The sequence below is a fragment of the Succinimonas amylolytica DSM 2873 genome, from assembly GCF_000378405.1.
GTDB lineage: Bacteria > Pseudomonadota > Gammaproteobacteria > Enterobacterales > Succinivibrionaceae > Succinimonas > Succinimonas amylolytica.
Window position 1 is genome coordinate 1,578,337 of sequence record NZ_KB899636.1, and the last position, 10,586, is coordinate 1,588,922.

Annotated in this window: 10 protein-coding genes; 6 read left to right on the forward strand and 4 right to left on the reverse strand. The window is 50.8% G+C overall.

Annotated features, from left to right (window positions below):
- Positions 1-700 precede the first annotated feature (700 nt).
- The 3 genes from F557_RS0106985 to F557_RS0106995 form a co-directional block, all read right to left on the reverse strand.
- Positions 701-3,001, reverse strand: a complete 2,301-nt coding sequence (locus F557_RS0106985) for a S8 family serine peptidase (RefSeq protein ID WP_169335173.1) — start codon at positions 2,999-3,001, stop codon at positions 701-703.
- 327 nt (positions 3,002-3,328) lie between these two features.
- A complete protein-coding gene (locus F557_RS0106990) occupies positions 3,329-3,790 on the reverse strand; it encodes a LexA family protein (RefSeq protein WP_019001527.1) in 462 nt (153 codons plus the stop codon).
- Between the two features lie 87 nt (positions 3,791-3,877).
- Entirely contained in the window at positions 3,878-5,083 is a 1,206-nt protein-coding gene (locus tag F557_RS0106995) for an MFS transporter (protein ID WP_019001528.1), read from the reverse strand.
- Positions 5,084-5,421: 338 nt separating this feature from the next.
- On the opposite strand from F557_RS0106995, the gene F557_RS21115 reads away from it, so the two are divergent.
- The 6 genes from F557_RS21115 to F557_RS0107040 all read left to right on the forward strand — a co-directional run bounded on the left by F557_RS21115 (position 5,422) and on the right by F557_RS0107040 (position 10,166).
- Positions 5,422-5,937 (forward strand): hypothetical protein, encoded by a 516-nt coding sequence (locus F557_RS21115; protein WP_019001530.1) that lies wholly within the window; start codon positions 5,422-5,424, stop codon positions 5,935-5,937.
- Between the two features lie 193 nt (positions 5,938-6,130).
- Positions 6,131-7,105 (forward strand): DUF1189 family protein, encoded by a 975-nt coding sequence (locus F557_RS0107015; RefSeq protein ID WP_084761533.1) that lies wholly within the window; start codon positions 6,131-6,133, stop codon positions 7,103-7,105.
- Between the two features lie 103 nt (positions 7,106-7,208).
- Entirely contained in the window at positions 7,209-7,838 is a 630-nt protein-coding gene (locus F557_RS0107020; RefSeq protein WP_019001533.1) for a hypothetical protein, read from the forward strand.
- Between the two features lie 213 nt (positions 7,839-8,051).
- Positions 8,052-8,444 (forward strand): hypothetical protein, encoded by a 393-nt coding sequence (locus F557_RS0107030; RefSeq protein ID WP_019001535.1) that lies wholly within the window; start codon positions 8,052-8,054, stop codon positions 8,442-8,444.
- Positions 8,445-8,696: 252 nt separating this feature from the next.
- Complete coding sequence (locus tag F557_RS0107035) at positions 8,697-9,215, forward strand: hypothetical protein (RefSeq protein WP_157617774.1); 519 nt, start codon at positions 8,697-8,699, stop codon at positions 9,213-9,215.
- Between the two features lie 15 nt (positions 9,216-9,230).
- Positions 9,231-10,166, forward strand: coding sequence for a hypothetical protein (locus tag F557_RS0107040; RefSeq protein ID WP_019001537.1), 936 nt, complete (start codon positions 9,231-9,233; stop codon positions 10,164-10,166).
- Positions 10,167-10,182: 16 nt separating this feature from the next.
- Here F557_RS0107040 and F557_RS19185 read toward each other — a convergent pair.
- On the reverse strand, positions 10,183-10,586 hold a 404-nt coding region (locus F557_RS19185; protein WP_019001538.1), incomplete at its 5' end, for an IS66 family transposase.

Here is a 10,586-nt window from a genome sequence, read left to right on the forward strand (position 1 = left end):
CGGGTAACGGGAGCCAGGCGGCTGTCGGTTACGGTGTATCTGTTAAAAAGTCTTTTCATTTTGTTCACCTCTTTTGCAAAGTGCCTGTTATTTTGGTAACCGGGCCGGATTATTCTCCTCTCGGTCCGGAACTCTGCTACTTAACGTAGCTGAAGAAATAGGCGCGGGTTACAGGAGCCAGGCGGCTGTCAGTTACGGTGTATCTGTTAAAAAGTCTTTTCATTTCGTTTTCCTCCGAAATTTGTTCTGCTCATCTCGCTGAGCACATTTTTATGATAGTGATATACCGCACAAAACGCAATAGCATTTTGTAAAAATATTACAGAAATATTTAATGAAAATACTTTCATGGCTTTGAAATCATTTTCGTTTGTAATGCTAAAACTGATATAAAACCTTTTATTTTAAAGGCTTGCTGCTAACTAACATGGTGAGACATACTTTAACATCTCAAAATATTTCTGATAATCTATGGAATAAAAATTTCATAAAACCAAGAAAATTGAGGAATTGATCACGTTGACGTTTGCAGGTTATCAGGCAAAATTCGTCCGGTTCCCGTTAACCCGGCCGGTAGTGTGCTGAAGAGATTAAAAAAGCCGGCACGGTGCCGGCTTTTCCTGGTGTTCCAGGGGCTGAGATCAGCCTCTGGCTCCCGGCAAATTATGTTCTGAAGGCACCGGGAGTCTTTATGCCACTGCTAGTCCGCATAGCCGTAAACTGTAACCTTTGCGGTGCGGTTCAGTTCAGCCACGTCCAGCTGGCACTGCGACCGGATGGTCATGGTAAAGGCGGTATCTCCGGAAACCTTCTCCATGTAAAAGCCGGCAGCGGGCATTTCCAGAGGATTGTCCCCGTCCGTGGCCTCATCCGTCCAGACATTGGATCCGTAGTAGTCCCAGCCGGTATAGTAAGGCTTCAGCACGGCGTCTACCGTGGTGTCGGAATGAGTCAGGTTAATCTGTGTGACATTGTTGGCATTGACCACGCCGGCCCGGAATTCGCTGGATTCCGGATCCTCATTAAGCCCGGTACAGGACGGAAGAGTCTGGCCTGCGGTAATGAAGCTGTAGCCGGCAATGTTCACACTGAGAGCATCTATCTCCAGGGAGCCTGCTTCAGATTCCCCGTCTTTGCCCGTCAGCCCCTTGAAGGTACAGATAATCTTGTTTTTTTTGTCAGAATCCGCATAGCTGCAGCTGTTAGCCGCCGTTACGAATTCCTCGGGGAGTGCGGCGCGTTTTTTGCAGTTTTTGTCGCTGTCGCAGCTTCCGGCCTTTTCCACCGCCTTTCCGGCATCGGCAAGACCGAAGCCGTAGAATGAGGAATGCCGCATGCCAGCCTTGTTGGTTTGCCATCCGGTATTGACCCTGACGCCCTCGATTTCCGAGATGGTTACAGAATCATCCACGGCCAGAGAAGGGAGTGCCTCGTCGTTGCGGGAGGTTGCTGCCAGAATGTACCGGAGCTGCGGAACGGTGATGTCCGGCTTTGCCGAATATATCAGCGCGCCTACTCCGGAAATAGTAGGGGTTGCTGCGGAGGTGCCGTTCATTTTGGCGGTATAAAAAGCGGTATTGGGAAGCATTCTGAAAGGAGAGCCGGCATCCCAGTCAGTATCTGAGTATTCGGATGCCGCATAGCTTGAAATGGTGGTTACCAGTGCCGCGGAATCGTCATCACCGCCGGAATATCCCATTTCTCCGCCCAGACCGGACACCCAGAGATCTGCACTGGAGCTGCTGTAGCTGGATTTGATTCCCTGAGCGTTAACTGCACCGACGTTAATGGTGTAGGGATGCCTTTCTACCGAGGAAGTCATTTTGAATTCACGATCCAGATTGGTATATTTGCCGTATCTTTCTTCTTCGATAATACTGTCATCAATATCTTCGAATTCATTGCCGGCAGCCTTGAAAAGGGCGATATTGCTGTCTCTGAGATTGTTCAGGTACTGCCATACGGCGGGAGAATTGTATGTTAAATAGTCAAAGCCGAGGCTCATGTTGAAGAGATCGGTATTCTTCTTTGAAGACATTTTGAAGGTTTCGGTAATCCGCCGGTCAATTTCTTTTTTAATTTCCAGAATTTTTTCAGGACTGCTCTTAACAAAGGAGTAGTCGGCCTCATCCTCATCATCGCCGTCATCGTCATCGTCTTCATAATTGTCAAAGGCATAGGAGGTGAGAGTTGCATTGAAGGCAATGCCGGCTCCTCCTTTTCCGTTAGTGCCGTCAGCAGCGATGAGTCCGGAAACGCCGGTACCGTGAAGATCATCGGCATCCTCGGCGAGATCTTCCGGGGTAAGTCCTTTTATGTTGCGGATTCGGGCGGTGTCAGGAACATCCGAGTCCTCGAATTTCCGGGATTCCAGATCCTCATGTGCGAAATCGGCGGGGGTGTCAAGAACGGCAACATGAACGCCGTCTCCCGGGGTTTTTCCCATGGCGGTCAGACTATTCCAGGCTTCAATAACATTAAGGTCCATGCCGGCAACCGGAGCATGTTCCACTCCGAAGTTTTCTGTACCGTTGTTATAGATATGCCACTGATACTTGAACAGCGGATCAACGGGGCCTACATTGCTGTCTTTAGCTCCGATAACAACCTTTTCGACAACAGTCTCGCCATTTAAGCCGGTCAGGGTGAATTCTTCCTCGATGGGGAGAGTCAGGGTTCTGTCCTTGAAGAGGTCGGCGGAAATCACGTAATGCCATTCTTCCGGAGCCGGGACGGCATCTCCTGACTGAACAGCTCCGCCAGATGACTGCGCTGCGGCGTCCCGGTAGATGCGGCCGTATTTTGCTGTGATGTCTGAGGTGTAGAAGCCGTAAATGGAAAAGGGGGCTCCGGTCAGAACATTGCCATCATTTGCAATTCCGAAAGAGGGATTATGATGCTCTTCATCGTTATGGTGGTTTGCATGACCGTGACACCCGGAAAGCAGGAGCATTGACAGGATGACTTCCGTTGCGGCAATGGCCAGTTTTGATTTTTTCATACTAAACTCCATGTATGTTTTGTATTGGGATGCGGAAGCTGTCAGGCTGAGACGGTCGGTGAGTTCCCTGTTACTGCAGATGCCTGTAATTGAAGGGCGGATAGCCTTGCCCGGAGACAGGAGGGCCGCATTTTCCGGGTAATGGTACAGGAGGATGCCGGATGATTTCAAACAGTCCCGATAAAATATGAGGTTTTTCCGAAATTTTTTTCGAATATGCGATGAAATCAGTTACTGCGGTCAGTTTTTCTCCCGGTTGGGACATGTATGGAATGTTTTCAGGAAGCTACGGAACAGTCCGGAGCCGCATTATTCTGTGCCAGGGCATCAGTATTTTCGGAGCGATGTCACCACCACGCCGATAATTTCGCATTCCAGATCCGGAGTGATGACTACCGGCTGGTAGGCGGAATTTGCAGGAACCAGTCTGGGAACCGGGGTAAGCTCCAGATATTTTACGGTAAATTCCTGTCCGACTTCGGCAATGACAATGTCGCCATGCCGGGGCTCCCGGGCCCGATCCACCACTAGATAGTCGTCCGGAAGAATTCCTGCCTCGATCATGGAATCCCCGATTACCTGAAAAATATAGGAGGAGGCCGGATGACTGATACAGAATTCGTTCAGATCCAGACTGCCGTCAACATATCCGCCGTTCGGAGCAGGAAATCCGGCCGGGATCTTTTCAAGAGACAGCGGGAGCGGCTGCCGGGTTCTTCCGGATTCCGGAGGAATCCGGGCCACAGGCTTTGCTGACGGCTGTTCCCGGGTGTTGCTATCAGAAGACATTGCATAACCTCAATGAATGGGACGGAGGCCAGTCATTCTGTCACGGCAATGCTGTCAGGACAATGCTGGCTGGATGTCCTGATTTTATCAGCTTTCGGAAGTGCTTGCCCGTTTTTGCCTCCTGATGGCATCGATATCAGGAATAAACCAGGATACCAGCGCTGAAATAACTGCCGAGACCGTAATGGCCCACATGGTGTATTCCAGCCCGTAATGGTCTCCGATATATCCCAGCAGCGGGGAGGTAATACCTCCGAAGGAAATTCCGAGACCGATGGTGATTCCGGAGGCGAAGCCGATGTGATTGCAGAGCAGCTTCTGTCCCATTACCATGGATACGGAGAGACTCCCGTACAGAAACAGGGCAGCCGGGATCAGAAAGGCCACGGCGGTTCCGGCGGAGTCGGTCATGGCGAAGGCTGCAAGAAAAGGGACTGCCAGGGTTGCTGACAGGGCCAGCACCTTTTTAAATCCGATGCGATCCGCCAGAACCCCTCCGGCCAGGGTTGCCAGGGCGGAACAGACGGCGATGAGGGTGAGATTGGCGTTGGCCATGCCCACCTCCCAGCGGAACCGGGACATGAAGTAGAGCGGGATAAAGGTGGTAAGTCCGAAATAGACGCAGGAGCGGAAGAAGATCATCAGCGTCAGGATGGCAAAGCCGGAATAGCTTTCCCTTTCCCGGGGATGTGATTTGAGCTCGCGGTTTTCAGTATTCGTAAGATCCAGATAGTGCTGGTTTCTTCTCAGGAACACGAAGGTCATGATGAGGGCCGGAAACATGATGACGGCAATGCCCGGAGGTCCGAACAGGAAGGTGGCCAGGGAGATTACCAGTGGTCCTATGGCAAAACCGATGTTGCCGCCGACAGAAAATATGCTCATGCCGCGCCCCATGTGCTCGTGTGAGCAGGCATGGCAGAGGCGGCTGCCCTGAGGATGGAACATGGCAATGCCCACGCCGCTGATGCTGATAAGGACGAACATCAGAATGAAATTGTGGGTAAAGCCGATAAAGCCCATGCCCAGAGCCGCCGTTACCATGCCGGCGGTCATGATCCAGGGCCGGGGCTTGAGATCCGAGATGATTCCCACCAGAGGCTGGACAATGGATGACAGCAGTGTGGAGGCCAGAACCAGCATGGAGATTTCAGTATTGGTATGGAGATAGCCGGCAGCCAGGAGTACTGCCAGTGCTGCCCCCACGGATCCCTGACAGATGTCGGTGGCCAGATGTCCCAGCATAAAAAGGTAGTTATCGTGGTAACGCCGGAAGTGCTGCGAGAGTTCCATGATATCGTCTCCCTGATAATTAATGTGATATATGTCATTATTTTGCTTTGACGGGAATTTGTAAATCACTTTTTGCGGCGGAGTGCAGGATGGCCCGGCGGAGGGCGGCAGTGCTCTGTCATGGGGCGTGAGGCACTGCTCCGGATACTCTTCCGGATTTGCGGGGCCTGCCGTTCCTGCGGTTTCAGGGGACGTTCTGGTTTAAAAACAGGGTACATGTCACATTACAGGACAATGATTCATTTGTTATGGCGCTATTTGGGACATAATTAGCCGTTATCTCACAATCATCATATATGAATGCATGGTGACTTTTGAACTTTACAGGAAAACTAATAATGAACAAGAATGCAGAACTTTTTGAGGCGATGCTCAAAAACAACAAGATTACGGCTTTTCGTCCGGCAGAAGAAGCTAACGACGAATTTCATTCCGTGATTTATCGTACCCTGCTGGATGTGAAGGGCAAGCTTCTTCAGACTCTGGTTATTTTCGATGATACTCCTTACGTTGTTATCAGATGCTTCATGGAGCCGAAGGCTGTCAACGACGGCAACAGAGTGGCTGTTGAAAGAGAGCTTACCCGTCTTAACGGTGAGAACAAGGTGGTCAAGTACTACGTTTCCCCGGCTGAAGATGTGGCTGCTTCCGCCTGCATCCCGTACCTTCTGACAGGTGCTGCCAATGATCAGGCTTCTGCCGCTTCAACCTTTGATCCCAATGTTGTGAGACTTATTCTGGATGTGTTCATGAACGCTCTTCCGGAATCCTATGACCGCATTATGAAGGCTGTTTACGGCGGCGGCATGACCGAGGCAGAAGTCAAGGAAGCTGCAGAGGCCGCACAGCAGTAGTTCTCACTGCGGTAGCCGTGCCCTAGGCTTTTTTGGTTCACAGTGTCCCGGAGCGTTGCGAGTGTTCCGGGATTTTTGTTTTCCGGAAGAAGCTCCTGCCGGAAAATCAGGTAGAATATGCTGTCATATCCGGTGGATTCCAAGACCCTTTCCGGACTGTTTGTTATGCAGTGTTTTGTAAGCGAGATTCATCATGAAGCGATTCTTTAGAAGGATGTTCTATTATCCCGTGCTGGCTGTCTGTTCCAGACGCTTTTATGTGTCGGTGATATCCCGCTTCAGAGGCGTCAGTGCCAAGTATTTTTTTGAGGTGATTCTGCTGGCGTCGCTGGTGATCACCGTCTATATGACTTCCGTTACCGTAAACTACGTCAACACTGACCTTAATAAGTTACTGGCCGGTTTCCCCGGTTTTGTCATCAACAAGGACGGCGAGTTCGAATTTCTGGAGCAGCAGTCTCCCGCAGTGATTTTCAGGGAGTCCCAGGATAACCGGAAATATGTTTCCATAAGGACACCGGGAGGAGCTCCGGTACTTTTGTTCAATCCTGAACATGCTATGGTAGACAGTGAGGATCTGCCCCGGGAAATTAGCAGCATGAAGGCCCCGGAGCTGGTTTTTCATATAACCTTTGAAAAAAATCAGGTAAGCGTTTTTAACGGTATCAGCAGCAGTGCCATTACCTACCGTGAATTGGGAATGCTTCCCGGAACAGAAGTTAATGCCGCAACTGTATCTGCAAATCTCAGAGTGCTGAGCAGCACGCTCATGCCGGTGCTGATTTTTATTACCATGTTCATCTCCATTGTTTTCAAGATGGTCTTCAGCATTGCCATTACCTCGGTTTTCGGCTACGGGATTTTTTATTTCATGGGGGTCAGAACCACCATGATTACCGTTATCCGGGTCAATGTCTATGCCAATACCATTATTCTCCTGCTGTTTTCGGTATCAATGTTTATGATCGACAGTCCGGAAGTCTTTGTGGCTCTTAACGGAGCCTATATGGGCATGCTTCCCATGATCTACAATTTCTTTGCGGCTGTGGATTTTCGCAAAAACTCCCTGGGGAGCTCCAGCAGTTCTTCTGACAGCAGGGACTCCTCTTCAGGAGAAGGATCCGATGATTCCGGCAATCGTTCCGGAGGCGGTTTTTTCCGTCCCTGACAGGGATAGATACGGTGCTCTTAAAGGCTTGTTTTACGCTAAGCAGAAATTTTTCGGTTAGCATCTTCTCCGTGATCAGGTCTATGTCAGCAGGGAGGGGGAAATGAGCGATAAGACCAGGAGTATCAGGTTTTATTCCCGTGATGCGGCCGGCCTTTTCCGGCGCATGGGAAAGGCAGCGTACTGGGCTTTTCATGTTTTGCTGTGGAATCAGTACTGCGAATCTGTCCCGGATGCCAGGGGGTGCTGTCAGGGGTTCAGGACGCGGCTCCGGCCGCATTTTGTGGCTGACAGTCTGATTATGGAAGACCTTCCGGATCTGACGGCAGTCTTCGAAGAGGAGCTCCGGCTGTATTATGTACACATCAGAAAATATGGTCTCGAGCTTCTTCTTGGCGATATTGAGGTGCCTGTGACTCTCCGGAAGAGAATTGTCCTGAGGAGTCCCGAGGAGCGCCTTTACTGGAAACTCTGGCTGATGTTTGACCGGGTGGAAGTCTGCCGCCGGTTTTTGCGCCGCACGCGGGTTATTACCTCCTGGCAGCAGCTGGAATTCAGCTCCCGGGCCCATAACCGGCTTCTCAACCTGCTGGCGCATTTTATTGCTGCCTACAGACGGCTTCCTGACGAGGTGCATGAGCTTTTTATCCGGAGGGGACTAAGGACCGATTTCAGAGGACGGGCATTATCTCGGGACACTGCAGAGCTTTCTCTGGAGAATGTCATGTGGTGAAACTGTTTCCGGAAGCGGCCAGAAGGAGTTTCGGATGGCGGCATTTTTCTTCATAATGTTACTCATGTCCGGTTTTTGCGGTATCCGGGCGTTTTCCGGCGGGGATTTCTGATAGAATTCCGGCAGATACTAAAGTATGATTAATTAGACTTTTTAGTAATAAATAAAATGCATAAAAAACTATTATTTTTTGTTTCGCAGGTACTGATACTTATGATATACAGTGTCGGGCGAGCTGATGACATACCGCGGGATCCGGCACTCTTTACCCCGGAAGGACACTATACTGAAAAGAACCTGTTTCTTAACGTGCTGCCCCGGGAGCGTGAAGGACGGCGTTTTCCGGTAAAGGTATCCGAGGATGTGGAGCTTTATGATATCTCCGCGGGGCCCGGAAGTGTCATTACCAATGTTTTTCGGCTCAGTAAAAGGGCGTCCGGAGATCATACACCCTACGGAGTGCTTAAGAATATCTGCCAGAACCGGAATCTCAGGAATAAAATGGTGGATCGGCTGGACAGCTATCGTTTCATTTATTACGAAGGAACCCGCTATCTGTTCAGCGTGGATGTGACCACTGAGCACTGCCGGAGTAACGGCTGGTAGGAAGACAGAGCGGAAAGAAAGCATTCTTTCCGGAATCAGAATATTCTCTGTAAGGCGGCACGGAGCAGGAATTGCCGGGAAAGCCCGGTAATGAAAACGTAATTTCGTAAACAGCTGGTGTTTGCGGCGGACTAGGCATTATTTTCAGAAAAAGTCCCGTATAATGACGGGGCTGCCCCGGGGAGTGACGGTTTTCCGTTTTCGGGGAGTCTTTTTCGGGTAACTGCGGGCGGGGGGAATGTTGTGGGAGCGATGACAGGCGGTTTACATGCGCATGGCAGAAGCAGATTCGGAGTTTTACGGATTCTTGGTGTGGCAGTGCTGGCACTGAGCCTGCAGATGTCCTTTTTTTCAGTTTCCCATGCTGCAGTGTCAGGCGGCAATTCCCGGCAGGTCACGACAGCCGAAAAGGCCTCTCACGGTCAGAAATTCTATACCCGGAAGGAGCTGGAGACTATCTACCGCAAAAAATATGCTGCCAAAATTCCCTATGACTTTCATTTCGGAACCGTCACTGAGGTGAATTTCTCCGATGAAGGGGTGGTGTTTGTAACTGCTGTGGCCAGTCCGATCTATACCGAAATGCCTCTTTTTGCCAGATCCGTTCTGTATAACAGATCCTGGAACAGAATGATGGAAAACTACTGCCGGAAAATTGCAAAGAACAGGCCGCCATACAGCAGAGTGCGCCGGGTGGAGGGTGATCTTTATGACCGCAGCGGCAGAAGTATGCATCATATAACGCTGTATCCCGGGCTCTGCGGAAGATAGCGCGGAGATTGTTGCATGCGGTACCTAAAGCGGTTTTTCCTGTCATTGCTTCTTGCCGGAGTTCCCGGAGGCGGTGTTTCTGCCGCAGAGCTTCCTAGGCCTGAAAACGACAATACCGGTGTTCAGTCTCTGGGTAGTACGGAAACGCTGTCCGTTTCTGATTCCGGGCCGGCTATGGTCGCAGAGGAGCCTGTAGCGGAACCGGACGGTCATGCCGGAGAGGAAGGAACAGAGGCGCTCGCATCCGTTAATCCAGTGTGGAAAAGCATAAACGATTCCCGCCGGGAACAGGCGTCCGGAACAGCCGATTCCGTTTCTGAAGATGACGACAATGCTGAAGATTCTGTTGCTGCTGCGGTGGAGTCCGGAACCATAACAGCACCGGAGAGGGAGCTTCAGGAGGCAGCCGTGGAAATCAGTGCCTCCCGGATTCCGGAGACGCCCGATCCGGAACCTTCCGTACCTGCCCCGGCATCTTCCCCCGCACCGGATCCTGCGGTAGCAGCTCCTTCTGATTTTCGGGAGTCCGGGGCACCTTCAGCAGAGGAGCCTGCAAAGGACAGCGGCGCAGGAGAAGCCGGATCTGCCGGTACGGCGGGAGCGGATACCGCTGTCTCCGGGGCGGATAATGAACGCCAGTCCGGAAGTGCTCCTGTTCCGGAAAGTTCTTCCGCTGCAGTTTCTGATAATGACAGTTCCCTGGAAAGTTCTGTTTCCGGCAATGTTTTCGGGGGAGCGGCTTCTGATTCCGGCAGTGCAGCGGATCCCGAAACCGCTTCCCCGGATACGCCTTCCGGGGCTTCCTCGGCGGCAGATCAGTCTGAAGCTGTCCGATCGGAAGGAGAATCCGTGCTGCCCCGGTTTTATTCCCGGGAATATTTTGAAAATCTTTTTCTTCCGTATTTCTATCACACCTATGAAGTGCCGCAGTCTCTGGACAACTTGTATTAGGTCTAAAGTCAGTACTTTAGGCCTTCTTAAATTTCCACGGCATTGCCTGCTCAAGAATAGCATTTCTTCTTTCATCAGACAGCGATTCATCTTTCAGTTCGTCTCTGTGAATCCCCATATATCTGAACAGAAATTCAAGGTAATCTTCCAGATCGATTCCATGGACCTTGCAGGTTTCATGAAATGATGAAAACACAGCAGTGGACTTCGCTCCCTCGATAGAGCCAAATCCGCTGGGCATTGAATGTCTCAGCACGGCAAAGTCACGAATAGCTCTCTCGGCGGCCGAGTTATCCAGAGGAATAGAGCCGTCATCCAGGATTCTGGTGAATTTTTCCCACTGATTGTGAGAGTACTTGACCGCTTTAATGAATTTTTCCGTATATATCCCTTTGGGGGACTCGCTTTCAGAAATGATTT

Coding starts and splice junctions, on each gene's coding strand:
- F557_RS21115 (WP_019001530.1), top strand. CDS start 5,422: ATGAACAAGAATGCAGAACTTTTTGAGGCGATGCTCAAAAACAACAAG.
- F557_RS0106995 (WP_019001528.1), bottom strand. CDS start 5,083: ATGGAACTCTCGCAGCACTTCCGGCGTTACCACGATAACTACCTTTTT.
- F557_RS0107035 (WP_157617774.1), top strand. CDS start 8,697: ATGACAGGCGGTTTACATGCGCATGGCAGAAGCAGATTCGGAGTTTTA.
- F557_RS0107030 (WP_019001535.1), top strand. CDS start 8,052: ATGATATACAGTGTCGGGCGAGCTGATGACATACCGCGGGATCCGGCA.
- F557_RS0106985 (WP_169335173.1), bottom strand. CDS start 3,001: ATGAAAAAATCAAAACTGGCCATTGCCGCAACGGAAGTCATCCTGTCA.
- F557_RS0107040 (WP_019001537.1), top strand. CDS start 9,231: ATGCGGTACCTAAAGCGGTTTTTCCTGTCATTGCTTCTTGCCGGAGTT.
- F557_RS0107015 (WP_084761533.1), top strand. CDS start 6,131: ATGAAGCGATTCTTTAGAAGGATGTTCTATTATCCCGTGCTGGCTGTC.
- F557_RS0106990 (WP_019001527.1), bottom strand. CDS start 3,790: ATGTCTTCTGATAGCAACACCCGGGAACAGCCGTCAGCAAAGCCTGTG.
- F557_RS0107020 (WP_019001533.1), top strand. CDS start 7,209: ATGAGCGATAAGACCAGGAGTATCAGGTTTTATTCCCGTGATGCGGCC.